The organism is Chlorogloea sp. CCALA 695 (assembly GCF_003003885.1).
GTDB lineage: Bacteria > Cyanobacteriota > Cyanobacteriia > Cyanobacteriales > Chroococcidiopsidaceae > Aliterella.
On the sequence record NZ_PVWN01000001.1, the window covers coordinates 20,256 to 46,307 of the forward strand.

Here is a 26,052-nt window from a genome sequence, read left to right on the forward strand (position 1 = left end):
CTAATTAATTAAAGATTAAACTTTTTTAAAAACTTGATCACATCTCCTTAATCTAGAGAAAGTAGTCTATCTAAGGGATGACTTAAATATTTTTTTGGAGTAGCATGGCGGTCAATAAGATAACATCTCAGCTTAACCGCTTCACAGCAATAGGTGCGATCGCACTGGTAGCCACTACAGTTGGCTTATCAATACCTGCGGTTCAGTCACAAAGCCAAAACGTAATTAAAGTTGATGGTTCAAGTACAGTTTTTCCGATCACCGAAGCAGTAGCCGAGGAGTTTCAGAAAAAAGGTAGTGGTAGAGTTACAGTTGGTATCTCTGGTACTGGAGGCGGCTTTAAAAAGTTCTGCCGTAGCGAGACAGATATTTCCAATGCCTCTCGCCCAATTTTGGCTAAAGAAATAGCTGCTTGCAAACAAGCTGGTGTTCAGTACATTGAACTGCCAGTTGCCTATGATGCGTTAACAGTTGTAGTAAAACCCCGTAATAACTGGGTAAAAAGCTTGAGCGTTGCTGAACTAAAAAAAGTTTGGCAACCAGCAACACAAGGCAAGATCAAAAATTGGAACCAAGTTCGTCAGGGCTTCCCCAGCGCTCCCTTGAAGTTATATGGTGCGGGGGCTGATTCTGGTACTTTTGACTACTTCACTGAAGCCATTGTCGGCAAAGCAAAATCTAGCCGGACTGACTACACGGGTAGCGAAGACGACAACGTTTTAGTGCAGGGTGTGAGCCGGGACAGAGGGGCATTAGGCTATTTTGGGTACGCTTACTACGCAGCTAAACTTTTACTATGGTGCAGTCCAAGCACTCAAAAACATTAACTTGCTTGTAGCGGCAAATCGCGTCACAGCACTGATCGGGCCTTCAGGCTGTGGTAAAACTACTTTGCTTAGGTGTTTTAACCAGATGCACGATCTTTACCCTGGCAATCGCTATGAAGGGGAAATTTTACTAGATTCAGATAGAGTCGATATTCTGGCGCGGAAAGTCGATCCTATAGAAGTACGGATGAGGATTAGTATGGTGTTCCAAAAACCTAACCCTTTTCCCAAATCAATTTATGAAAACGTTGCTTATGGCTTGCGGGTACGAGGAGAATCGAAGCGCAGCGTAATTGATGAAAAAGTAGAGCAAGCATTGCGAAATGCAGCTTTGTGGAATGAAGCAAAAGACCGCTTGCACGATTTAGCTTTCAACCTCTCTGGCGGACAACAGCAAAGGTTGTGCATTGCCCGTGCTTTGGCGACAACTCCTGAGATTATTTTATTTGATGAACCGACATCAGCGTTAGACCCCTTTGCGACTACTAGCATTGAAGAGTTGATTAGTCAGTTGAAAGAAAAAGTAACGATTTTGATTGTTACTCATAATATGCAGCAAGCAGCGCGGATTTCTGACTACACAGCTTTTATGTACTTAGGCGAGATGGTATTTGACAAAACGCAGACAATTTTCTCTCAACCTGCACAAAAACAGACAAAAGATTATGTCAGTGGTCGTTTTGGTTAAGAATTTTGATGTAGAGTTGCACTGCAACGTCTTTTGCATTGGTTTTGAAATCAATTTAATTAGAGTCAATTGCCAAAGAAACGCGATCGCCTCCAACATCCCGCATTTTGCCTAATACCTGTACTACTTGCTCGTAAGGTAATTTTTTATCAGCCTGCAAAACCACAGCGCCATTAGGGTTTGTTTGTAAATAGACTTGCATCTGTTGACTTAGTTGCGCGTCGGTAACAGCATTATTTGCGACTTCCAGAGTCCCTTGATTAGTTAATCCTACAACCAAAGGATCGGGAGTTTTAACAGTATTTGCGCCTGCATTGGTACTAGGTAAATCGATATTTACCGATTGCTGTTGCGCCGTCATCGTCATAGAAATGATGATGAAAAATGTTAAAATCGTCATTAACACATCCATCATTGGAACTAGATTTATTTCTGGCATTTGAGACGTAGAAGCTCGGAATCTAGACTTTAAGGGCATATTAATTACTATCTTGTGCTGGCGACTTCTGTAACCTATCGTTGGATTGGGAGGGTTCGTACCATACTTGACGGTAGATTAATTCTAAATCACTACCTACTCTCGAAAAATAGTCCATTTGCTGCGACTGCAAACTGACAAAAATGCGGAAAAAAAACAAAGCAATAATTGCTACAAGCATCCCCGCCGCCGTAGTTGTCAGTGCTTCACCAATTCCCGCCGCCGCTCTAGTTACGTCAGCGCTACTACCACCACCGCCAATTTTTAGACTGCCAAAGGTAGCAATTAAACCCGTTACAGTACCTAATAAACCTAATAATGGCGCGATCGCAATTACTGTTTCTAGCAGCTTATCTCCTTTTCGCATCTGCACAAATTCCTTATCGGCGGCGGCTTCCATTGCTAGATGGAATGTTTCAGGACTAGGCCAGTGGAGTCTGAGGGGTGCTAACAAAAATCTGCCAATTGCCAAACTTTGAAATTGTTTAGCGATTTGGGCGGCGGTGGCTAAATCTTTGGGAGCAGCTTTTAAAACATCATTTACAACCTTATCCTCTTGGCTAGTCAATTGAAACCAAAACAAGAAGCGCTCAAAAGCACAAGCAAAAGTAGCGATAGATAAACCCAAGAGAGGGTACATCACCGGGCCCCCGGCTACAAACAAATCATATACTCTAGACATAATTTAAGACATAACTGGCAGACCAGATTTCTCAAGCGCCTTGCGAATCTAAGTTATTTATTACGATAATTTAAAAAGGTGAAGTTTTATTTACGCTTATTTATTTTTTCCTACACCAACTCCTTTAACCTCTGCGGTAACGAAGCATTGTAGGCACTGATAATAAAAAATACAGCTATACATTATTTTAAAGTTTGCACTAGAAACAATGGCAAGAGATTTACGGGGATTTATCAAGCAGTTAGAGGAAAGAGGACAGCTAAAGCGCATTAGCGCCCTAGTCGATCCAGAGCTAGAAATTGCCGAAATTTCTAACCGAATGCTGACTCAAGGCGGCCCAGGACTATTATTTGAAAACGTTAAAGGTGCAGCTTTCCCGGTAGCCATCAACTTGATGGGGACAGTAGAGCGGATTTGCTGGTCAATGAATATGCAGAAGCCAGAAGAATTGGAAGACTTAGGCAAAAGGCTAGGAATGCTCCAACAACCCAAACCACCAAAGAAAATCGGACAGGCGGTAGAGTTTGGTAAGTTGTTGTTTGATGTCCTTAAAGCCAAGCCAGGGCGCGACTTTTTTCCCGCCTGTCAGCAAGTAGTAATTCAAGGCGATGATGTAGACTTGACGCAACTGCCCTTAATTCGTCCTTACGTAGGGGACGCGGGAAAAATTATTACTTTGGGTTTAGTAATTACCAAAGATTGTGAAACTGGAACGCCTAATGTAGGAGTTTATCGCCTACAACTGCAATCGCGCAATACAATGACCGTTCACTGGTTATCTGTACGGGGAGGTGCGAGACATTTACGCAAAGCAGCCGAAAGAGGGAAAAAATTAGAAATTGCGATCGCGCTTGGTGTCGATCCAATGATTATTATGGCGGCGGCTACCCCCATCCCGGTAGACCTCTCAGAGTGGCTATTTGCGGGATTGTACGGCGGTTCGGGGGTAAATTTGGCAAAATGCAAAACCGTAGACTTAGAAGTGCCAGCCGACTCGGAATTTGTCTTAGAAGGGACAATTACCCCAGGGGAAGTAATGCCCGATGGTCCCTTTGGCGATCATATGGGTTACTACGGCGGCGTGGAAGACTCGCCCTTAGTCCGTTTTCACTGCATGACCCATCGCCAAAACCCAATTTATTTGACGACTTTTAGTGGTCGTCCGCCCAAAGAAGAAGCAATGATGGCGATCGCCCTCAACCGCATTTACACGCCCATACTCCGCCAGCAAGTATCGGAAATTGTCGATTTTTTCTTGCCAATGGAAGCTCTTAGCTACAAGGCGGCGATTATTTCTATTGATAAAGCTTACCCTGGTCAAGCTAGACGGGCGGCTTTAGCTTTCTGGAGTGCGCTGCCGCAATTTACCTATACTAAGTTTGTAATTGTGGTGGATAAAGATATTAATATCCGCGATCCGCGTCAAGTAGTTTGGGCAATAAGTTCTAAAGTAGATCCAACCCGCGATGTATTTATTTTACCCAATACACCCTTTGATACTTTAGACTTTGCCAGCGAAAAAATTGGCTTAGGCGGACGGATGGGAATTGATGCTACAACTAAAATCCCCCCCGAAACCGACCACGATTGGGGCGCTGCGCTAGAATCTGACCCTGATGTCGCTGCTATGGTAGAAAGACGTTGGCAAGAGTACGGCTTGGCAGATTTAAACTTAGGAGAAGTCGATCCTAATTTGTTCGGCTATGATATGACATGAAAAGTCAAGCAATATTCATTTTCAAACTGCTAATTGTCTCCGCCGCGCTGTCGGTGGCGATTAAATTTGTGCCTATATCTATTGCACCTACTGCAACTAATGCCCTAATCGCGGTATTGTTGCCCACAATTGTTATGGGAGTTACTTTTTTATTCCGTTACGCAAATCTAAAATCAGTAAAAAGTTAACTAACCTCTGGGGAATCTAGGACAAAAAGCCATAATCCGCTAATCTAGCTGCATTGATATATTAAATATAATTTTTTGCTAGGAGTTGCAGTAGAGTGAATATCGGTCAATGGATCGGTCTAATTGTCTTACTTATTTCTTTGTATGTACTGTGGCAGATTCGTCAACTGCTGTTATTAGTATTTACAGCGATCGTTATAGCTACTGCGTTAAACAGACTAGCAAGACGGTTGCAGAAACTAGGTATATCGCGCGGTTTGGCAATTCTCCTATCTGTAGGCATTTTGCTAACTATATTAGCAGGCTTTTTCTGGTTGATTGTGCCAGCTTTTAGCAGGCAATTTCAAGAATTAGCAGAGTTATTTCCTAAAGGATTAGCTAGGTCAGAATTTTGGGCTGCTCAACTTGAAAAGTACGTCCCTCCGCAACTTACTCCTTATTTGCCCGATGTTGATGGATTAGTTAGACAAATTCAACCCTTAGCAAATCAGCTTTTTCAAAGATTTTTTACTTTCTTTTCTAGCTCCTTTGGGTTTGTAGTCGATTTTCTGCTAGTGCTGATTTTGACTTTAATGTTTATCAGCGATCCGCAACCGTACCGTAAAGCCTTTATTTGCTTATTTCCCTCATTTTATCGCCGACGAGTCAAGACGATTTTAGATCGTTGTGAAAAAGCTTTGCGCGGCTGGCTAATCGGTATTTTGTTTAATATGTTTGTGATCGCTTCCTTAAGTGGGATTGGTCTATTTATTTTGGGCATTCCTTTACCGCTCGCTCAAGCAGCATTAGCTGGAATTTTGACTTTTATCCCCAATGTGGGGCCAGTTTTGAGCGTCATTCCACCTATGGCGATCGCCCTCCTCGACGCACCTTGGAAATCTTTAGCCGTTTTAGGGCTGTATGTAGGTATCCAGCAGCTAGAAACCAATGTTTTGACTCCTGTAGTCATGGCGCAACAAGTATCGCTCTTACCCGCCGTTACGTTGCTCTCTCAAGTGTTTTTTGCAACTTTCTTTGGCTTTTTAGGTTTAGTATTGGCACTGCCTTTAACGGTAGTCGCTCAAGTATGGATTCAAGAAGTATTAATTACTGATGTATTAGATAAATGGGGCAAAGATGACGAGGAAGATAGCCAACTCCAAACAAATCCTAGCAATGTAGAACCCCTGCAAACCCAGGTACAAAAAACTATCGTTGCCTTTAAAACAACCCCACCGCCGGAAAAAGGCAACGAAGATAAAACTTGATATGAGAACGATCGCCGAAATTAACGACAAAATTAGCCGTAAATCTGCGGTGGTATGGACGGTAGAAGAATTAAAAGCACGAGTAGCGCAGTCTAGCGTCGCTCAAGCGGCTAAAGAAGTAGATGTAATTACTACAGGCACTTTTGAGCCGATGGAGTCTTCCGGCGCAATTATTAATTTGGGACATACCGACCCGCCAATCAAAATTAGGCGTTGCTGGATGGATAATGTCCCTGTTTACTCCGGTTTTGGAGCCGTGGACTTGTATTTGGGTGCAACTCAGCCTACCGAAGCAATGGACGGGGAAGAAATGCGCGATCGCGGTGGCGGTCATGTAATCGCTGACTTAATTGCTGGTTTACCTGTACAAGTTAAAGCTTTAGGACAGGTGACAGATTGTTATCCTCGCGCTTCTTTTGAAACTACTATTACCCGCGAAACTATTAACCAATTTTACTTATTTAACCCGCGCAATTTGTACCAAAACTTTATCGTCGGCGTTAACGGTGGTGAGCGCCCGTTATTTACTTACTTAGGCCCATTACAACCGCGTTTAAATAATGCCGTCTACTCCAATCCTGGTGCAATTTCCCCATTACTCAACGATCCAGACTTGCAACTAATTGGCATTGGCACAAAAATCTTTTTAGGCGGCGGTGTTGGTTACGTTGCTTGGGAAGGTACGCAACATTTCCCTTTACAAAAACGCTTGCCTAATCGTACCCCCGTCGGGCCTGCTGCCACTTTAGCTTTAATTGGCGATGCCAAACAAATGAGCAATCGTTGGGTACGCGGCTGTTATTTTAAAAGTTATGGCCCTTCCCTAATGTTGGGTGTAGGCATACCTTTACCTGTACTCAACGAGGAAGTAATAGCTCGTTGTGCGGTACAAGACAAAGATTTGGTAGCGCCGATTGTAGACTTTTCTATTCCCCGGCGCGTTCGTCCAACTTTTGGGTTAGTAAGTTACGCTCAATTAAAGTCTGGGCAAATTACTATTGACGGTAAAGCCGTGCGTACTGCCCCCCTTGCCAGTATGTATCTATCGCTACAAGTAGCGCAAGAATTGAAACAATGGATTGAAGCAGGACAATTTACCCTTACAGAACCCGTAGCGCCCATTGCAAGCGATCGCGCCTTTTTGCCTCAAGATCGGTGGACAGAATTTTAATAAAGACGTAATGGACGGAATTTTAATAAAGACGTAGCAGCGCTACGTCTCTACAGGGGTGGGTTTTGGCGTTTAATTGGCTTGGGCGTTGGCGATCGCCCTGGCTGTTTAATCGGCGGTGCTACGCTGGTTTTTCGCACGGGTTGCGGCGGAGTAATATTGCGTTTAGTGCCGCTACTTGGAGCGTTGTAAGACTGCTTTTTCAACTTTGGTTTGGTTGGAGGCAAAGTTGCAACTACTTCTCCTTTAGCTAATACCAAAGTTTCGGCTTTCCTTTCTACTTGCAAATCCCAAAACTGTCCTACAGCTTTAGTCTCCAAATCACCAAGAATTTTAAGCTTAAAATACTTAGGTTTCTCTACTGGGGTGCGGGAAATTTGCTTAATTTTGACAACAAAATGCCCCTCGGCGGTAGATTGAAAAATTACTTCGCCGCGCACTGAGAAATAGTCATCAACTACCTCTTGCACCAGCGTTTCTGGGCTTTGTATCGGCTGTTGGGTTAATTTTTCTGGCTCCCATACTCCCACAATTTGCAGGTGTAGATTGTCCTCTTTTTGCCCGGTGCGGGGATAAACTACCCATAAATGTTCTTGAGCTAAATCTATATGATTTTTGAGCAAACTAATAATTCGCCCTAGTAAAACTGCACTTACTGGGGTTTCATCCTCAGTTAGCAGCGTACCTTGAGTAAACTGATCTTCGCTAGCAATATAACGACCACGTACCAAGCCAATAGCTCGATACTGCATGGGTTCGCTAGGAGGTGGAATTGGTTGCAGGCGTTGCCAATTAAGCGAGTTATCAATTGAACCCGCATCAGCAGACAGATTTTGGGCTGCTATTGCCTGATCGTTTGTTTGCTGTGGGTTTGAAGCAGAATTTGATTCGGACGAATTGAGAGAGGAATTCATAAAAACTCCTTGCGGCGGAGACTATCCTTTTTAGGACTGGCGATCGGGATGTTACACCTTTTCCAGAAATCGGCACAAGTTAAAGGAATAAACTAATCCTTTACCTTAGCTTTTACAGTGTGACTATAACATAAAGACAATTTTGCCTTAGTTATAATGATTTCAAGCAACTATTGCTAGTACGGGGCGCAAGACAAGCTCCGGCGTTGCCGAGCATAGTTAGGGAAGCATAGCACAGCTACAAGGGCGATCGCACCCCAAAATCTCCTTGACACCAAATGCAAAGTTTTATGGAGAAAAGCTTTGCTCCTTGCGTATTAGGGGCAAATGATTCTATTTTGATCAAGGATAATACTATAAAAAGTGCAAGGCAGTTTTGTGTCTAAAAAGAGCAATCGCTGGTTGATAAATATCATATTGGTGGTGGCAACTATTGCTTTAGTGGGCGGTTCTATGCTTCCACTATTGACAAGTACCATTGAGCAAAGCCAGCCCCCCACAGCATCACCTTTAGCCTCTGGGCAAACTCCTACCGCCCAAAAATCGCAATTAACAGACCAAGTAAGGGGTTTTGAGTTGGTTTTGCAGCGCGAACCCGAAAACCAGACAGCTTTGCAAGGATTGGTCGATGCGAAAATTAAATTAGGGGATGTTAAAGGAGCAATCCCATCTATTGAAAAATTGGCAGCCTTAAACCCCACTCAAACCCAATATACGCTGCTCCTTGCCCAAGCAAAAGTCAGAACAGGAGATATTGAAGGCGGTCAAAATGCTTATCGTTCAATATTAAAAACAAATCCCAGCGATAACTTAGCCTTACAAGGATTAGTGCTAACTTTATTGCAGCAACAGCGCCCCGATGAAGCTATCAGCTTTTTGCAAGATACTTTGACTAAAGCCAAAGCTGGAAGCGCAGATACAACTACTGTACAGTTGCTTTTAGGGGAAGTTTATGCTAATCAAAAACGTTACGACGAAGCGATCGCAACCTACGATCGCGCGATCGCCACAAATGCTAAAGATGTCCGTCCTTTTTTGGCTAAAGGCAGCGTCTTAGCAGTGCAAAAACGTTACGATGATGCGATTTCTCTCTATGATCGCGCAACGGGTATAGATAGTAAAGATTTTCGCCCCGTACTTGCCAAAGCCAGCGTTTTGAAAGAGCAAGGCAAAAATGACCAAGCAAAACCTCTGTTTGAAACAGCAGCGAATCTCGCACCTCCTGAGTACAAGGCGCAAATTCAGCAATTAGCGATCGCGAGTCCTACTCCTTCAATTGCACCATCACCGATTGCACCATCTACCCCATCGCCATCACCGACTACTACGCCCTAATTATGGCTTTGCTCGAAATACAAGTAAGACGTTCCGGTGGAACGTCTCTACATTAGGGGTGCAACCTGCTAATATTTGCGCTCTTTTGGCTCAAACATTGTAATAGTTACGGGGCGGTATTGAATATCAATGCCTGCGGGGGAGTAGTAAGCCATCGTATGCTTGAGAAAGTTCTCATCGTCTCGCATGGTGTAATCTTCACGACAATGAGCGCCTCGGCTTTCGGTGCGACTCAAAGCCGAAGTTAAAATTATCTCCCCCACAACGAGCAAACTTTGCAATTCCAAAGCTTCCACAAGTTCGGAGTTCCAACAGTTTCCTTTGTCATCTAAATATATATCTTGGTATTGCTGTTGAATTTGCTGCAACTGTTGCAAACCAGAGCGCATTACTGCTTCTGTTCGAAAAACTCCGCAATGCTCAGTCATGCAATCTTGAAAAGCTTGGCGAACTTGAGCAATCCGATACTTTCCTTTTTGGGCGATTAGTTGCTGCATTTGCTTAGTTGCCCCTTGAACATAACGCTGCTCATCTACAACAGGTAATTTGCGATTTTGCACAAATTCGGCGATCGCAAATCCCGTCCTCCGCCCATAAACCACGCATTCCAATAACGAATTACTCCCCAGTCTATTAGCGCCGTGTACGGATACACAAGCCGATTCTCCCGCCGCAAAAAAGCGATCAATAAATCCATCCCCACTACTGCGGACTTTGCCATCAGTATTTACCGGAATCCCACCCATAGAATAATGAATTGTCGGGCGTACTGGAATAGGTTGATGTACGGCATCAATTCCGACTAATCTATGGGCTTCTTCCCAACAAAAGGGAATCCGACTCATTATTTTTTCTTCCCCCATGTGGCGCAAATCGAGGTACACAAACTTGCCTCCTTCGCTACCATCAGAGTTAATACCGCGATGAGCGGCAATTTCACGAGCGATCGCCCGCGAAGTTATATCGCGGGGTGCAAGTTCCATGCGACTAGGGGCATAGGTATTCATAAAGCGATCGCCTAAAGCATTAATTAAGTACGCCCCTTCACCCCGTACAGCTTCAGAAATTAGCACCCCCACCGGATAAAGCCCTGTAGGATGAAATTGCACAAATTCCATGTCTTCTAAAGGTAAACCTGCTTGAGCCGTCATAGCCAGCCCGTCACCCGTCGAAGCGTAGTCATTTGAGGTAGTATTGTAAGCTCGTCCATAGCCGCCAGTGGCAAACATTACAGCTTTGGCGCGGACTACTTCTATATGACCGTCCAAAATCCGGTACATAACAACGCCTTTTGCTTCCTCATCCTCCACAATCAGCCGCATTACATACCATTCATCATAAATATGTACGTTATAGCGTCTCAGATTGCTAACTAATTCATGCAAGATAGCGTGACCCGTTTTGTCGGCGGCGTAGCAGGTGCGGTTGTGGGAATGTCCGCCAAAAGCCCTTTGAGCGATGCGTCCATCATCGAGGCGAGAAAACATCACCCCCATATGTTCTAAATCGATCACAACTTCTGGCGCTTCGCGGGTAAGAATTTCTACCGCATCTTGATCGGCTAAATAATCTGAGCCTTTTACAGTATCAAAAGCGTGAGCTTCCCAACTATCAGCAGCATCGACATTTTTTAAAGTTGCCGCAATTCCCCCTTGAGCGGCTACCGAATGGGAACGAATGGGGTGAGTTTTGGCAACAACAGCAATATTTAACTTAGGATCTGTACGGGCAATTTCAACGGCTGCACGGCATCCAGCCAATCCACCACCAATAATAATTACGTCGACATCTAGCATAAGTAAAACAAATAGTTATTCTTTATATTTTGACTCAATAAAAAATCCTCACCACAAGGCAAGGATTTTTTTAAAATTTATCTTTTGTTACTTAAGTTGTTGCTTCTACCGGGCGCTGATTTGCTACATTACCAGGCATCGGCTCATACTGGGTTTGAGCGTCTACGGCAATTAATTCGATATGGTTAAACAACGTCGTGACAAACGCAAACAGCAAAAATGGCAGCGATAGCAATACAATTAGTCCAACGGTAGCTAGGGCATAATAAGGTCTTCTTGCTCCCATCAGTGCCATTGCTGAAGCCAAACTAAGAGTAATAGTAATCAGCCAAACAATAATTTGACCGTAGATATCACCAAAGGTTAAAGTGCAGGCTAAACGGTACTTGCGTAATTTATCCATAATATTTTCTCCAAGACTGTCTTAAATTTTTTAGATAGAGGCTCTAATTGTGTTTTAGACAATTTTTGAAGGTTTTTGAGATTTCCGCAACAGTAATTTACAGTTCGTACTATATTTTTCAGTTTTATCGCTCCAAGCCAGAAGGCAAAAAACTATAGTTTACCTACTGTTTTGCGTCAAAAACCGGACTTTTCCATAGATGATACTGATAATTACTGCATAAAATGTAACTACCTGATTGCTAATTTTGTGTTTAATAATCTAAAAAAGTCCTATTCGTGGTAAAAAACTAATGGAAAAAAAACTTGACTTAGGAGTATATAAGCAAGAAATAGCAGACTTATATACTGGGAGAAGTCAAACTTATGATAGTAGTAATTGGCATTCGCAGATTGCCCACCGTCTTGTTGAGTATGGACAAGTTGGTTCTGGTCAGAATATTTTAGATATTGCCACAGGAACAGGTCATGTAGCGATCGCATCTGCTAAGTTAGTTGGTTTTGAAGGTAAGGTAATAGGCATAGATATTTCTCCGGGAATGTTGGCACAAGCAAGACAAAAGATTGATAAATCAAATCTCCTCAACAATATTGAATTTCAGCTTGCAGATGGTGAAACACTTGATTTTGCAAATAATAGTTTTGACCGAATTTTTTGTTCATCGGCGTTTATCTGGATGTCAGATTTAATTGCGGCGCTACGTCTTTGGCATAACTGTCTTAAACCTGGGGGAATTTTAGGAATCCATGCTTTTGCTGATACCGCCTTTATTGGTGGAGTAATTACTCAAAAAGTTGCTCAAAAGTATGGAATTGAATTTTTGATGAGTCAACCAACAGGGACAGTAGAAAAATGCCAAAACTTGCTTCAAATAGCAGGATTTGAGGCGATTGATATCAAAGTTGAGCAAGATGGCAGTTATATTAGTTTAGAAAAAGCTAGAGGAATGTGGGCGGGAAATTCTCATCCTGCACCTGGTCAATATCCGCCTCCTTTGTCACAACTTACATCAGAGCAGTTAATCGAAGCCAAAGCTGAATTTGATACAGAATTAGCAGCACTCCAAACTGAGCAAGGAATCTGGAACGATATTACTACTTTTTATGTTTATGGTCGCAAACCAAAGATTTAAGAATGCTACTTGTCTTTAGTAAAGGTCAAAAGACTACTATTTTGCTCTTAAAAAACAAACTTAAAAATATAATTGGCTACTTACTTATTTCGTACCTTACCAGGGCATACGGGACGGGTTTACAGCGTTGATTTTAGTCCAGATGGTGAAATAATTACTTTAGCTAGTCAAGACGGAATTATCAAAGTATAAGATACTCGTAACGGCAATCAAATCCGCAACTTAGTCCGACAGTAAAAACAAGCGAAATCTCGATGTGTAAATAGGGACGCACCTATACGCCCCACAAATCATTTTTACCCTTTCTTTTGCTTGCCAGAATCAGCAACGCGCAAAGACTCTACCAATTGAGCAAAAGCACTCTGTAACTCTACTCCGGGGTCTGTAGCTACCCATCCTTGATTAGTTAGCTGTCTAACTTCAAAATGCAGGTGAGCGCCTGTAGAATTGCCCGTACTACCTACACGCCCGATTACTGTACCTTGCTCTACTACTTGACCAGGTTGCACAAATATTTCTGATAAATGAGCATAAAGAGTTTGTTGACCAAACTTTTGATGATCTAAAACCACCGCTAAACCATAACCGCCCATGAGGTCAGAAACAACTACATTACCACTATAAGCGGCAATAACGGGCGTACCCATAGCTGCACCCAAGTCTGTACCCGCGTGAAAGCGACGATCTCCGGTAATGGGATGAATCCGCCAGCCAAACAACGATGTAATTGCTGTAGGTATGGGGAGCGGAAACATCATGTTTGTATTGTCGTTACCTAGCATTCCTGTAGGTCTAATTGTGCGGTTGTAGAAGCTACTAACAGGTATTTTGGGTAAGGTTACGACATTTTTAAAAGCTTTTTGTCTATTTATCGGCGCTCGCCCAGAGTTTGTATAGCTTATTCTGTTAACAGGCGATCGCCCAGAGTTTGTCGAGCGGATTCTACTTGTTGTATTAGCTTCGACGGGAAGTATTGCTGTAGTAGCTACGACGCGACTATTGCTTACCCAACTTGCGTTTGGTTGAGGTTTTTGAGGAGTAGATGCCCGAAGGGAATTACCTCTAGTTGTAATTATGGTCTGAGGCTGAGATTTACGGCTGGGATGCTGGGAAAAAATAACTTTACTAGGGGCTTCGTAAGTGCTGGTAGCGCCCGTACTGTAATCGGTAGGGTCGATAAATGCGCCATTATAATCTTGAGTTTTCTGAACAGCAGCTTTACGAGATGGTGCTACATAGGTAGCTACTCTAGGCTGCGGTGCGGCTTGTTGGCGGACAACTTTAGCTTTGGGTTTAACCAACCTACGTTGCAACCTTTGTAATCTATCTGACGATGGTTGCGGCGCAATTTCGGCGCTGGGTAAGGGGACAAGATTATCAGAGGCGCTCTCAGTTTGAGCAAATACTTGATTGCAGCTAAAAATACTAACAACACCTATCCAACTAAGGCTCTTAATCAATAGCGACTTTTGGCGTACAGGCTTGCGGCGATCGTTGTGCTGATTCATTTTCCCCCTAAAGTATTGCTTAATTACTAAGCTCTCGTAATTTTAATATTTTCTTTTGTAAACTTCAATGAATTATCTATAGCCAAGACTAATACTACCTGGCTTAAGGTGTATTTCTGAACAATCTTCTATTTGTAAGCGTAAACAACAAGTATTAGTAATGCCGATAATTACCCCAGTGCGATCGCCGAATGTTACCGATTGCCCCATATTTATCAATAATTGTTCGTAGGCTGGGATTAAATTTGCGACTGGTTCGTTTATTCCCCTTTCTATACCTTGGATAGTAACAGCAGCCAGCATTTCTAAGCTAGGAATCGTATCTATAAACGAGCTTAAATTGATCCCTGTTTCGGGTACGGGGTTAATCCAATTAATCCCTACCCCAACCACTGCTTGAGTAATAATACCTTGATTAACCTTTGTTTCTGTGAGAATACCGCCAAGTTTGCGCCCATCTATAACTAAATCGTTAAGCCATTTTAATTGTACGGGAATGCCCAGAGTTTTTAGAGCGTTAGCAATTCCCCAAGCCGCGCATAAAGTTAATTGAAAGCTTTGTGAAACTGGGATATTGGGTGCAAGAGCGTAAGACAAGTACAATCCCCCAATGGCAGAATACCACTGATGCCCTCGTTGTCCACGTCCGGCGGTTTGCTGGGCGGCAATTACGATTCCTGGCTTTATTCCTGCCTTAATTAGCTCCCATAAAGTTTGATTTGTTGAGGGGAGAACTTCATAAATATACAGAGTCAGATTTCGGGCAGTTAATGCCTCTAACTTTCGCCGTTCTAAACTCAAAACTTCCTCCCAATTACCAATTCCCTCTAAGCCCAAGATTTGCTACTCAAGTTACTATAAATCAACACTTATTATCACTTATGGCAATGCACGTTACTTGGAACTGGCGCACCTGCGAAGAATTACCATACTTAACTTGCAGCCTTTTGAAACCTTGGAAACACGGCTTTTTTACGCAGCAATTTTCCCCCCGCACTCCTGCGGAGATTACCTCCTTGATGCAGTTTCAAGCAGAGGCTTATCGAGTCAAGCAAGTTCACGGTAATATTGTGCTTAGTCCTAGTGAAATTCACGCTACTTTAGCTGAAGCTGATGGTTTAATTACAGAACTTCCAGGACAAGCAGTGTGGGTAGCCAGCGCCGACTGTACGCCCGTACTTATTGCTGATTCTAGTACCGGAAACGTTGCAGCCCTTCATGCAGGATGGCGGGGGACGGCGGCGAAAATTGTCCTTAGTGCGATCGCCAAGTTACAAACTCAAGGTAGCAAAATAGAGAATTTAAAATTTGCTTTAGGCCCAGCGATTTCAGGCACAGTTTATCAAGTATCTGATCAAGTAGCGTTAGAAGTATTATCTAGTATTGGTTCTGACGATTCTAAGTCAATGCAGACATTACAAGAATTGCCCAATCCGCCAATATTACCCGATCCGCATCCCGGACGAGTGCGGCTAGATGTGCGACGAGTAATTGCTTTGCAGTTAGAAAACTTGGGTATAAGTCCCGAACAAGTAGCCGTTTCTCCTCATTGCACTTATTCTCAGCCTGAGCATTTCTTTTCTTACCGCCGCGACAAACTAAAGTTAGTTCAGTGGTCAGGGATTGTTAGCTCAACTTTGAAGCTAAATTTTTAGCTTGTATACAACAGGAGCAATGACACTAGCAATTATTATTACTCTCGTAAATCCCATTTATTTATCCTTAGCTCACCTCTCGTATAACTACGGGCTTTATTAAGGTACACATTTTATAAATTAAGTGTTTTTACTGTCGCTTTCTCCGAAATATTACTTAATAGTAATTACTTAATTGCTATTTTTGCAAAAACAGATTTGGAGAAACATTTTTTATGCGCGTTATTTACCTTGGTCTTGCATCTATTTTGGGCGTATTAGGAGCAGTTAGCCTCAGTGACTCTGTGGGGGCAAATCATCCTCCCCTGTTTGCTACCCTTTCCGGTGGCTATGAAGTAGACATGAAAGGGATGGCAGCCAAGGGTGACCCTGATAGTTACGGATCGGCTACCGTAATTTTGAATCCGACTCAGAAAAAACTCTGTTTTGCTTTAACTGTAGATAACGTAGAACCCCCTAAAGCCGCTCACATCCATAAAGGAACGGCTGGCATGAACGGGCCTATAGTTGTGACTCTTACCCCTCCTACTGCTTCTCCTGGGGCTTCTAGTGGTTGTGTTTCTATAGGAGCTGCTTTACTCAAAGATATTCAAGATAAGTCTACGGGCTACTATATCAACGTACACAATGCTAAGTATAAAGATGGCGCGCTTCGAGGACAGCTTCATTAAGTTGCTCTTGCTACCAACGACGGAAAGTTGAAAATACCGTAAGTCTCTTGCAAAAATCACTGAGTAAAGATTTAGTGATTTTTCTTTACTTAAGGCAATATCTTCGGAAAAATCTGATTACTCTAACTAAAATAACGATTTTTGTAAATTTTAGAGTGTTTCACTAAAAGACTTTCAGGGGAGGTTTATTGTTAATTTAAAGCTTCTTCCAGTAACTCCTGATGCAACATTGCTCGCTCTACAAGAGATGCTATTTTTTCAGGAGAAGTCGCCTCCCCATTAACAAAATGCTCTATCCATGTCTTGCTAATAACATTGGCATCTTCTGGCATTTGGGATAACTCCCATCCTGGCATATCTAAATCGCTCATCAATTGGCTAACTTTAGGATCGTAACTAAGAGCAAAACATCGGCAACATTCACTTGCAGCCATAATCAAGCTATGTAAGCGCATACCGATCGCCATTTCTACGCCGCGAAATAAACCTTTTAGAGCTTTGGGATCTTCTAAACTAAATATTTCGCTTTTTCCTGGTAGCTGTAGTTGAATTGCTTGAGCGATCGCAAAGTCTTGAGTTTTTTGAAATGGTACAAGTAAAATGCAAGTCTGGGTAGCTGTTTGAAAGTCCACTAAGGCGCGGGTAAAGGTAGCTAGACGCGCGGGAGTTAATAGGGGATGCGATCGCAATGTGACAGCAACTCGCGGTGCAGGTAAGTTCCATAATCCTTGTACAGCCACCGATTCAAGCGCCCACACGGGATCTGGAGCCAAAATACAAGATACTTGCCAATTAGTCAATAATTCCGCAGAAGCGCGATCGCGGACGCTTACAGCGCTGCAATTACTAAAAGTCCGCCGTGCTAAAAACTTAGTTAAAGGGCGCTTTAACGGCCCAATACCCTGCGCCCAAGCAATAGTTTTTAGTCCCATAGCTTGCGCTAAAGTCATGAGTCCCCCGTAGTAAAAAGGACTAATGGCGCTGGTTGAGTCTTGCATCAAACTACCACCACCCCAAATAAATACATCCGATTGGCTCAAGGCTTGGATAACTTGGGGTAAGGAATTGCGATCGCATGACTTTACTCTATAACGATTTGTTGTAGCTTCAGGATTTCCTGACAGCACCAAAGGAGTTACATTATTTGGCAACATTTGCAACAGCGTTGCTAGTAACGCCTCATCGCCGCCATTTCCCTTACCGTAGTAGCCGCACAAAACCGCTTGCATCTTAAAAGTACCTAATTTAACGTTTTTGGAAGCGAAACGGCCCTAAAATTGCTCCCCATAAAGCTTTACCTGTTTCGCTATCAATGCCTTTGTCGTAACTTAAAAATTCATCTTGACGCGCTTGGAATCCTAAAGATACTTGTTTGGTTTCCCCGGCATAATTGAAGCAGCATTTAGCACCTTGAGGTAAGGACGCTGTAAAAACTTTGTTTTCAATTTTTACATCTAACAAACAACCTGGTAGTAGCTCAAAGTCTTCTACAGTTAAGGTTTTGAGCAAATCGATATTTGTTGACGCACCATTTACCGCCGAGGGATTTTTGGGCATATAATACTGTACTTTGATCTCTTGCTTTTGTTGCAGTCGGATTAAGCGAGGGCGGTAAGGACGATTTAATGAGACGATATTGGCTTGTTCGGCAAAAAAAGTAATACTATCTTCGGTAAATAATTGTACTGGTACTTGCCAAAGCTTCAAGTGGACGTACCAAGCAGGATCGGCTAATGCTTGCTCTTGGTTGTCAAATTCACCAGTCATATAGTCAGCAAGGGTTTTTAAGTCAGGAGAAATCATTGTTAATCTGTCTAAGTGTAGAGCTATTTTTGTTGCCACTCCGTTACAAAGAGTTAGCTAAGACGCAAGTAAACTAACTAATGACTGTAGCAGGATCGGATCGGTACAATATTTCTGACGAAGAAGTTTTTGTTTTTCCGGCATCGTTTGGACAACAACGGCTATGGTTTCTTGATCGCCTATTTCCCAATTCTTCCTGTTACAACGTGGTAAATGTGTTGCAGTTAACAGGTTTACTCAACGTCGCCGTCTTTGAATCAAGCTTTAATGAAATTATCCGCCGTCATGAAGTATTACGTACTAATTTTGACACCGTAGACGGAAAACCCGTACAGCTTATTTTACCTGAGTTAAAAATATCTATATCATTAATTGATTTACAACCTTTGCCTGTCAAGGAAAGAGAATCCGCCGCACAACAAGAAATCGCTTTATTCGGTCAGCAACCCTTTAACCTGGAGTACGGAGCGCTGTTAAGAGTAAAATTGTGGCAAATTGAAGCGGGAGAATATGTACTTGCTTTCGCATTACACCACATAATCTTTGATGAATGGTCGAGCGCTTTACTAGTTCGAGAATTGGGCTTAATCTACACTGCTTTTTGTGCGGGGAAGCCTTCACCCCTGGAAGAAGTAACAATTCAGTATGCAGATTTTGCCCATTGGCAACGAGAATATTTGCAAGGAGATGTGTTAGAAAGGCAATTAACTTACTGGAAATCACAGTTACAAAATTTGCCCTTACTTGAAATTGCTTCCCATCGTCCTCTACAAAATAGTTACAAGGGTGCAACAGAGTTATTAGAATTACCCCAAGATTTAGCGCAAAAAATCTCCCTCCTAAGTCAGCAAGAAGGTGTAACGTTATATATGACATTACTTGCAGCTTTTCAGGCTTTGTTGTGTCGTTATACTGGACAAACAGATATTGCTGTAGGATCTCCCATTGCTAACCGCAATCGCCGAGAATTAGAAGATGCGATCGGTTTTTTTGCCAATAGTTTAGTTATTCGCACCGATTTATCAAATAATCCTAGTTTTAAAGAGATATTAGCCAGAGTTAAGCAAGTTACCGTAGATGCTTATGCTCATCAAGACTTGCCTTTTGAGAAGCTGGTAGAGCAATTGCACCCCGAACGAAGTTTAAATCAAAATCCTTTGTTTCAGGTCGTGTTTGCGCTGCAAAATGCCCCTATGGAGCAATTAGAGTTACCGGGGTTAACTCTTGCGCCCTTTAAAGAAATTGAGACGACAACGGCTAGGTTTGATTTGGAGTTTTATTTGTGGGCGTGCGGTGAAGATTTTAGAAGCTTGTGGGGAGATAAATGGCAACAATCAGCCGGATTACGGGGGGTTTTAGTTTACAATACTGCTTTGTTTGATAGAGATGCGATCGCCTTATTACTTCAGCACTTCCAAACCCTATTAACTGGCGCTGTTGAGAGTATTGATACTAAGTTAACCGATTTGCCTTTATTGAGCGTTGCTGAAGAAAATCGAATTTTGCGGGAATGGAATCAAACGCAACAAGATTATCAAAAGCATCTTTCTATTCAACAATTATTTGAAAACCAAGTAAATATTAATCCTCATGCGATCGCCCTTAACTATAAAAATTATCAAGTTACTTACCAGCAATTAAATCACGGTAGCAATCAACTGGCGCGTTATTTGCAAAAACTTGGTGTGGGTAAAGATTCATTGGTGGGGATTTGTATGGAACAAACACCGATTGCGATCGCAGTTTTATTAGGTATTCTTAAAGCTGGCGCTGCTTATGTACCATTAGATCCAACCTATCCACAAGAGCGATTACAGTTCATGTTGGAAGATACAACAATAGCTGTAATCGTTACGCAACAAAGCTTTGCTCACCTTTTCTTTAACGCTAAAATCCTCTGTTTAGAAAGAGATTGGCAAAAATTAGCAAATCAAAGCGATAAAAACCTCCCCAATCAATCAACCGCCGAAACTCTAGCTTATATAATTTATACTTCTGGCTCTACAGGAATCCCTAAAGGTGTTGCTGTCACTCATCAAGCGGTAAATAGACTAATTAATTCTAATTACATTACTTGGAAAAGTAGCTATAAAGTTGCTCAATGTGCCAATATTTTCTTTGATGCGGCAACTTTTGAGATTTGGGGCGCACTTTTAAACGGAGCGCAATTAATCGGAATCGATAGAGAAACCTTGTCTCCTCAAGATTTTGCCCAAACACTCCAACAGCAAGAGATTGATATTTTATTTCTGACTACTGCTTTATTTAACCAAATAGCGCGAGAAATTCCGTCAGCTTTTAAAGGTTTGCAATATCTACTATTTGGCGGCGAAATGGTGGATGTGAAATCGGTGCAAGCAGTGGTTGAAAGCAAGCCTCAGCACTTGTTGCACGTATATGGGCCCACAGAGAATACTACTTTTACTACTTGGTACGAAGTTGAAGATGTAACACAATTAAAAACTATCCCGATTGGAAAGGCGATCGCAAATACGCAAATATATTTATTAGACAATAACTTAAACCCTGTACCTGTAGGAGTTACAGGAGAAATTTATATTGGCGGCGATGGTTTAGCGTACGGTTATTTTAATCGTCCTGAATTGACAGCTAAACAATTTATTGCTCATCCTTGGCAAAAATCAGCGCGTTTGTACAAAAGTGGTGATTTTGCCCGTTATTTACCTGATGGCAATTTAGAATTTATTGGACGCAAAGACGATTTAGTAAAAGTAAGGGGTTTTCGGATTGAATTAGGGGAAGTTGAAACAGTGTTAAATCAGCATCCCAAAGTACGCGAAAGTGTAGTTGTAGTTAAAGAGGAGAATTTAGTTGCTTATATCGTTGCTTCTGTACAGCTAAAAAGCTCGCAATTGAAAGAGTTTTTGCAAGTAAAGTTACCAAACTATTCCATTCCGGCGGTTTTTGTGTTTTTAGATGGATTACCTCTAACACTCAATGGTAAAGTAGACCGCCTAGCCCTTCCTACACCGGATTTTACACAAAATATCTCTAACAAAACTCCGCGTAATTCTGTAGAAGTCCAATTAGTAGGGTTATGGGATGGATTATTAGGCGTTAAAGCTGGAATTGACGATAACTTTTTTGAATTGGGGGGACATTCACTACTTGCAACAGGGTTAGTTTCTAGAATCCGTGAGAGTTTTGGCGTACAAGTACCGCTTAAAAGAGTGTTTGAAACTCCAACTATTGCAGGACTTGCGGAGTATATAATCAGTGGCAAAAATGTTACTTCTAAAATCCGTGAGGAGGTAGAGTTTTGACGGCTATTGAATTATTAGCGGATTTACGGCGTTTAGATATTCAGGTATCTGTAGAAGGAGAAAGCCTGCAATGTAACGCGCCTCAAGGAGTTTTGACGGAGGAATTGCGATCGCATATCATCAAAAACAAGTCACAGTTAATTGCTTTACTCTGTCCATCTCCTCCCCTTGTAACTCAAACTAATCGTACTTGCTTATCTTTTGCTCAACAAAGGTTGTGGTTTTTAGATAAACTTATTCCTGAAAATCCTTTTTACAATATACCTGCGGCTTTGCGTCTTACTGGAAAGCTTGATTATTTAGCTTTAAAACAAGCATTTAATACCATTGTCCAACGTCATGAAGCTTTGCGTACCAACTTTGTTGAAGTAAATGGTCAACCAATTGCGATCGCATCTCCGCAAATTGATGTACCTTTACCTATAGTAGATTTGCAGCATTTACCCGCCACCAAGAGACAAACAGCAGCCCAAAATATTGCTACCCAAGATGCACAACGTCCATTTAACCTTGCTAAAGAATTATTGCTGCGCGTCAAATTATTACAGTTAAGCGAAAATGAATATGTTTTATTGCTCAGTTTGCATCATATCGTTGCTGATGGTTGGTCGCTGGGGGTATTAATTCGGGAAATCGGACTACTGTACACAAATCAACCTTTACCACCCTTAGCTATTCAATACGCAGACTTCGCATTTTGGCAAAGAAAGTATTTGCAAGGAGAAGTGTTAGCAAGTCAATTATCTTACTGGAAAGCGCAACTTGCTGACCTTCCGATGCTAAATTTGCCTACAAATCCGCGAAAAGGAGTACACAGCTATAAAGGTGCGACACAAAAACTCTCTCTATCTCCAGCTTTGAGTGCTTGCTTAGAAACTTTGAGCAAGCAAACAGGCTCAACCTTATTTATGACAATGCTTGCAGCGTTTCAAGTATTGCTGAGTCGCTATACAGGACAAGAAGATATTGTCATCGGATCTCCCATCGCTAATCGCAACCGAGCCGAATTAGAACCGTTGATTGGTTTTTTTGTCAATAGTTTAGTATTGCGGACAGATTTATCAGGTAATCCCACTTTTAGGGAATTGCTAGGACGAGTGCGAGAGAAGACAATAGAAGCTTACGATTGCCAAGACTTACCTTTTGAAAAGTTGGTTGAAGAATTGCAAGAGGAGCGCGATTTAAGCCGAAACCCGTTATTTCAGGTGGTTTTTGCTCTCCAAAATGCCCCTATGCAAGCCTTGGAATTACCAGGAATAACAATAAATCCTTTGCAGTTTGAGGTTACTACTACAAGATTCGATTTAGAGTTGCATCTGTGGGAGCAAGGTTTTGGTTTAAGTGGGTTATGGTCAGAAAAAGCTGAAGGAATTAGCGGTTTTTTGGCTTACAATACCGATTTATTCGATAAAAGTACAATTTCTCAGTTTCTCGCTCATTTTCAAACCTTACTTACAGGAATTGTTGCAAATCCTGATACTCCCATAGCTGATTTACCTTTATTAAGCGATACCGAAAACCATCAGTTATTGACACAGTGGAATCAAACTAGCTGTACTTACCCAGATAAATTATTTCATCAAATATTTGAGGAGCAAGCTGAGAAGTCACCAAATCAAGTCGCTCTAGTCTTCGATAATCAAACACTAACCTATCAGCAATTGAATCATAAGGCAAATCAATTAGCGCATTACCTACAAGAATTAGGGATTAAGCCAGAAAGTTTAGTAGGAATTTGCATTGAGAAATCGCTAGAAATGGTTATTGGGATATTAGGAGTTTTTAAAGCAGGTGGCGCCTATGTACCTATCGATCCAAATTATCCTCAAAGCCGCCGAGAGTTTATGCTTACCGATACAGGAGTAAAAGTAGTTTTAACTCAGCAATCATTGACATCGCTATTTGCAAATATAAAGCTAATTTGTTTAGATACAGACGAGAATATCGCTACTTACAGCGCCGAAAATCCCACCAGTAGCGCAAATCTAGATAATCTTGCTTATATTATTTATACATCTGGCTCGACAGGGAAGCCAAAAGGAGTTTTAATCGAACATCGCGGACTATGTAATGTAGTTGCAGCACAGATAAAAGCTTTTGAATTGCGATCGCACAACCGGATTTTACAGTTTAGCTCTCTATGCTTTGATGCTTCTATTTTTGAGATAATGCTTGCTTTTGGAGTTGGTGCAAGTCTCTACATTCCCCCCAAAAAAGCCCAGTTACCGGGAAGGAATTTAGTAGAATTTTTGCAAACAAACGCGATCAATACAACGATTATTTCTCCAGCAGTTTTAGCTGTTTTACCCGCGTCCGAATTACCTCTATTGCAAACTGTGATTGCTGGTGGTGAAGCCTGTACAACTGAAATTGTCCAACAATGGGCTAAAGATCGTCGTTTATTCAACGCCTACGGCCCAACAGAAGCAACGATATGGGCAACGGTGGGACGATTAATGGTTTCGGACGAAAAGCCCTCTATCGGTCGTCCAGTGGCGAATACACAGATTTATTTATTAAGCGATTGCGCGGAGCGCAGCGCCAGGGGCAATCGCCTTCTTCCCGTCCCAATCAGCGTAGTTGGCGAGGTTTATATTGCTGGAGATGGCGTAGCGCGGGGTTATTTGAATCAAGAAGAATTGACAGCGCAAAGGTTTATCAATAATCCTTTTTCAACCAATCGTTTGTACAAAACTGGGGATTTAGCTCGTTATCGCCATGATGGAAATTTAGAATTTATTGGACGAATTGACGAGCAAGTAAAAATTCGCGGCTTTCGGATAGAGTTAGGTGAGATTGAGACAGTGTTAAAACAGCATCCGATGGTAACTGATGCGATCGCTCTTAGCAATGGCGATCGCATCATAGCCTACATTGTCCCTCAACCAACCGTAGAGCAACAATTGCAACTAGAGCAAGTAAAACAATGGGAAAATCTTTACAATCGCACCTATAGCCAATCTGCAAGCGAATCTACCTTTAATATTATCGGCTGGAATAGCAGTTATACAGGGCTTCCCATTCCCACCGAGCAAATGCAGACATGGGTAAATAGCCGCGTAGAGCAAATCTTAGCATTGCGACCACAGCGAGTATTAGAAATTGGTTGCGGTACGGGTTTATTGCTGTTTAAAATTGCGCCTCATTGCAGCGAATACTTAGCAACAGACTTTTCCTCTGCATCTATTCAATATTTACAGCCTTTAGTAGAATCTTTCCCACAAGTTAAATTACTGCAACAAGTAGCAACAGATTTTACTGGAATAGCTGCAAATTTTGACTGTGTGATTCTTAATTCTGTAGTCCAATACTTTCCTAGCTTAGATTACCTATTGCAAGTGTTAGAGCAAGCAATTGAAACTGTCACGCCGGGAGGATTTATATTTATTGGTGATGTGCGAAACTTGCAACTATTAACAGCTTTTCATGCAGCCGTACAATGCGATCGCATGGGCGCAAATATAACTCAAGAGCAGTTGCAGCAACAGTTACAAGCAGCAATATATCAAGAAACAGAATTAGTTATCGATCCGGCTTTCTTTCCCGCATTGCAACAGCGCTTTAAAAAAATTAGTCACGTCCAAGTACAGCTTACACGAGGATGTAATCGCAATGAATTAACTCAATTTCGCTACAACGCCATATTGCATATTGAGTCTCAAAAAACCCCAATTCCTGATTATCAGCTTGATTGGGAATTTGCCAAGTTAAGTATTTCTAAAGTAAATCAATACTTGCTCGAAAATCAGCCAGCAATGTTACAGGTAACAAAAGTACCAAATGCTCGTGTAATCGCCGCCGTCAAAACCGCGCAATGGCTAACTGGTACAGAATCAAGCTTGTTAGAAACCGTAGGTATTGAGCCGGAAGATTGGTATAAATCAACTCCGCTATCTTACACCGTCGAAGTAAGTTGGATAAATACCGATGCTACAGGTTGCTATGATGTGATTTTTCAAAGCCTTAGTCAAAAAGTACCTTTTAATAGAGAGGTTGTAAGGGAAAGACACACAGCAAAGACAGATACTAATAATCCTTTGCAAGCACAACTAGCGCGTCAAATCATCCCCCAATTACAACAATATCTAAAGCAAAATCTACCCGATTATACGATTCCTGCTGCCTTAGTGGTCTTAGAAAACATCCCCCTTACAAATAATGGTAAAGTCAATCGCCGCGCCCTTCCTGTACCAAATTGGGGAAGAAATGCCGCAACTACTCCTACATCACCCACCCAGCAAAAATTAGCAAATATTTGGGTAGAATTGCTAGGAATAAAAAATGTTGGTACTCAAGATAATTTCTTTCAGTTAGGGGGACATTCTTTACTAGCAACTCAACTAATTTCCCGTATCCGCGAAGCTTTCAGCGTAGAATTGCCTTTGCAAAAAGTCTTTGAAACTCCTCAAATCGCGCCCCTTGCTTTGGCTATCGAAGCCTTGCAAAACAGCAAACAAAAAGGCGCAGACATAGGGATTGTACCGCTTTCCCGTGATGCTCATCGCCGTTTGCGATCGTCTCTCAAAAATCCTGAAAACTCAGGGAGGTAATTC

General features: G+C 42.1%; 21 protein-coding genes and 1 pseudogene. 12 read left to right on the forward strand and 10 right to left on the reverse strand.

Annotated features, from left to right (window positions below; translation table 11 throughout):
- Positions 1-104: 104 nt before the first annotated feature.
- Together C7B70_RS00095 and pstB are read left to right on the forward strand one after the other, a co-directional pair.
- Positions 105-779: pseudogene (locus C7B70_RS00095) on the forward strand (PstS family phosphate ABC transporter substrate-binding protein); the annotation flags it as partial.
- Complete coding sequence (gene pstB / locus C7B70_RS00100; RefSeq protein WP_233220762.1) at positions 763-1,515, forward strand: phosphate ABC transporter ATP-binding protein PstB; 753 nt, start codon at positions 763-765, stop codon at positions 1,513-1,515. The pseudogene C7B70_RS00095 and the gene pstB, both read left to right, overlap by 17 nt.
- A gap of 55 nt (positions 1,516-1,570) precedes the next feature.
- Here the strand turns inward: pstB and C7B70_RS00105 are convergent, their stop codons facing one another.
- Entirely contained in the window at positions 1,571-1,993 is a 423-nt protein-coding gene (locus C7B70_RS00105) for a biopolymer transporter ExbD (protein ID WP_106367050.1), read from the reverse strand.
- 1 nt (position 1,994) lies between these two features.
- Entirely contained in the window at positions 1,995-2,675 is a 681-nt protein-coding gene (locus tag C7B70_RS00110) for a MotA/TolQ/ExbB proton channel family protein (protein ID WP_106367051.1), read from the reverse strand.
- A 208-nt stretch (positions 2,676-2,883) separates the two neighbouring features.
- Between C7B70_RS00110 and C7B70_RS00115 the strand changes: the two genes are divergently transcribed.
- On the forward strand, positions 2,884-4,392 hold the full coding sequence (locus C7B70_RS00115) for a UbiD family decarboxylase (RefSeq protein WP_106367052.1): 1,509 nt from the start codon (positions 2,884-2,886) through the stop codon (positions 4,390-4,392).
- 4 nt (positions 4,393-4,396) lie between these two features.
- On the opposite strand, the gene C7B70_RS28205 is transcribed toward C7B70_RS00115, so the two are convergent.
- The gene (locus tag C7B70_RS28205) at positions 4,397-4,519 is read right to left on the reverse strand and encodes a hypothetical protein (protein ID WP_255409298.1); all 123 of its coding nucleotides are present in this window, start codon (positions 4,517-4,519) and stop codon (positions 4,397-4,399) included.
- 156 nt (positions 4,520-4,675) lie between these two features.
- Between C7B70_RS28205 and C7B70_RS00125 the strand changes: the two genes are divergently transcribed.
- Entirely contained in the window at positions 4,676-5,827 is a 1,152-nt protein-coding gene (locus C7B70_RS00125) for an AI-2E family transporter (protein WP_106367054.1), read from the forward strand.
- 1 nt (position 5,828) lies between these two features.
- The gene (locus C7B70_RS00130) at positions 5,829-6,998 is read left to right on the forward strand and encodes a homocysteine biosynthesis protein (protein WP_106367055.1); all 1,170 of its coding nucleotides are present in this window, start codon (positions 5,829-5,831) and stop codon (positions 6,996-6,998) included.
- 50 nt (positions 6,999-7,048) lie between these two features.
- On the opposite strand, the gene C7B70_RS00135 is transcribed toward C7B70_RS00130, so the two are convergent.
- Positions 7,049-7,912, reverse strand: coding sequence for a hypothetical protein (locus tag C7B70_RS00135; RefSeq protein WP_106367056.1), 864 nt, complete (start codon positions 7,910-7,912; stop codon positions 7,049-7,051).
- Between the two features lie 378 nt (positions 7,913-8,290).
- On the opposite strand from C7B70_RS00135, the gene C7B70_RS00140 reads away from it, so the two are divergent.
- Positions 8,291-9,247, forward strand: coding sequence for a lipopolysaccharide assembly protein LapB (locus C7B70_RS00140; protein ID WP_106367264.1), 957 nt, complete (start codon positions 8,291-8,293; stop codon positions 9,245-9,247).
- Between the two features lie 68 nt (positions 9,248-9,315).
- Here C7B70_RS00140 and C7B70_RS00145 read toward each other — a convergent pair whose 3' ends face one another.
- Positions 9,316-11,043, reverse strand: coding sequence for a succinate dehydrogenase/fumarate reductase flavoprotein subunit (locus C7B70_RS00145; RefSeq protein ID WP_106367057.1), 1,728 nt, complete (start codon positions 11,041-11,043; stop codon positions 9,316-9,318).
- A gap of 91 nt (positions 11,044-11,134) precedes the next feature.
- Positions 11,135-11,446, reverse strand: coding sequence for a hypothetical protein (locus C7B70_RS00150; RefSeq protein ID WP_106367058.1), 312 nt, complete (start codon positions 11,444-11,446; stop codon positions 11,135-11,137).
- 292 nt (positions 11,447-11,738) lie between these two features.
- Here C7B70_RS00150 and C7B70_RS00155 point away from each other — a divergent pair, with 292 nt between their 5' ends.
- Together C7B70_RS00155 and C7B70_RS25820 are read left to right on the forward strand one after the other, a co-directional pair.
- Positions 11,739-12,578, forward strand: a complete 840-nt coding sequence (locus C7B70_RS00155; protein ID WP_106367059.1) for a class I SAM-dependent methyltransferase — start codon at positions 11,739-11,741, stop codon at positions 12,576-12,578.
- A 72-nt stretch (positions 12,579-12,650) separates the two neighbouring features.
- Positions 12,651-12,770 carry a WD40 repeat domain-containing protein gene (locus C7B70_RS25820; RefSeq protein ID WP_146133997.1) on the forward strand — a complete coding sequence of 40 codons (120 nt, stop codon included), beginning with the start codon at positions 12,651-12,653 and terminating at the stop codon, positions 12,768-12,770.
- A 104-nt stretch (positions 12,771-12,874) separates the two neighbouring features.
- Here C7B70_RS25820 and C7B70_RS00160 read toward each other — a convergent pair whose 3' ends face one another.
- Together C7B70_RS00160 and C7B70_RS00165 are read right to left on the reverse strand one after the other, a co-directional pair.
- The gene (locus C7B70_RS00160; protein WP_106367060.1) at positions 12,875-14,086 is read right to left on the reverse strand and encodes a M23 family metallopeptidase; all 1,212 of its coding nucleotides are present in this window, start codon (positions 14,084-14,086) and stop codon (positions 12,875-12,877) included.
- A 72-nt stretch (positions 14,087-14,158) separates the two neighbouring features.
- Positions 14,159-14,923, reverse strand: a complete 765-nt coding sequence (locus C7B70_RS00165) for a biotin--[acetyl-CoA-carboxylase] ligase (protein ID WP_233220763.1) — start codon at positions 14,921-14,923, stop codon at positions 14,159-14,161.
- Positions 14,924-14,967: 44 nt separating this feature from the next.
- Between C7B70_RS00165 and pgeF the strand changes: the two genes are divergently transcribed.
- Together pgeF and C7B70_RS00175 are read left to right on the forward strand one after the other, a co-directional pair.
- On the forward strand, positions 14,968-15,741 hold the full coding sequence (gene pgeF, locus C7B70_RS00170) for a peptidoglycan editing factor PgeF (RefSeq protein WP_199191968.1): 774 nt from the start codon (positions 14,968-14,970) through the stop codon (positions 15,739-15,741).
- A gap of 215 nt (positions 15,742-15,956) precedes the next feature.
- Positions 15,957-16,412: a CHRD domain-containing protein gene (locus tag C7B70_RS00175; RefSeq protein ID WP_106367061.1), complete on the forward strand. Its 456-nt coding sequence runs from the start codon at positions 15,957-15,959 to the stop codon at positions 16,410-16,412.
- A gap of 191 nt (positions 16,413-16,603) precedes the next feature.
- Here C7B70_RS00175 and csaB read toward each other — a convergent pair whose 3' ends face one another.
- Together csaB and C7B70_RS00185 are read right to left on the reverse strand one after the other, a co-directional pair.
- Complete coding sequence (gene csaB / locus C7B70_RS00180) at positions 16,604-17,641, reverse strand: polysaccharide pyruvyl transferase CsaB (protein ID WP_106367062.1); 1,038 nt, start codon at positions 17,639-17,641, stop codon at positions 16,604-16,606.
- A 16-nt stretch (positions 17,642-17,657) separates the two neighbouring features.
- On the reverse strand, positions 17,658-18,254 hold the full coding sequence (locus C7B70_RS00185) for a chromophore lyase CpcT/CpeT (RefSeq protein WP_233220764.1): 597 nt from the start codon (positions 18,252-18,254) through the stop codon (positions 17,658-17,660).
- Between the two features lie 41 nt (positions 18,255-18,295).
- Between C7B70_RS00185 and C7B70_RS00190 the strand changes: the two genes are divergently transcribed.
- Both C7B70_RS00190 and C7B70_RS00195 read left to right on the forward strand, forming a co-directional pair.
- Positions 18,296-21,499: a non-ribosomal peptide synthetase gene (locus C7B70_RS00190; protein WP_106367063.1), complete on the forward strand. Its 3,204-nt coding sequence runs from the start codon at positions 18,296-18,298 to the stop codon at positions 21,497-21,499.
- Positions 21,496-26,049, forward strand: coding sequence for a non-ribosomal peptide synthetase (locus C7B70_RS00195; protein WP_106367064.1), 4,554 nt, complete (start codon positions 21,496-21,498; stop codon positions 26,047-26,049). Before C7B70_RS00190 ends, C7B70_RS00195 begins: the two co-directional genes overlap by 4 nt.
- The last annotated feature ends 3 nt before the right edge of the window (positions 26,050-26,052 follow it).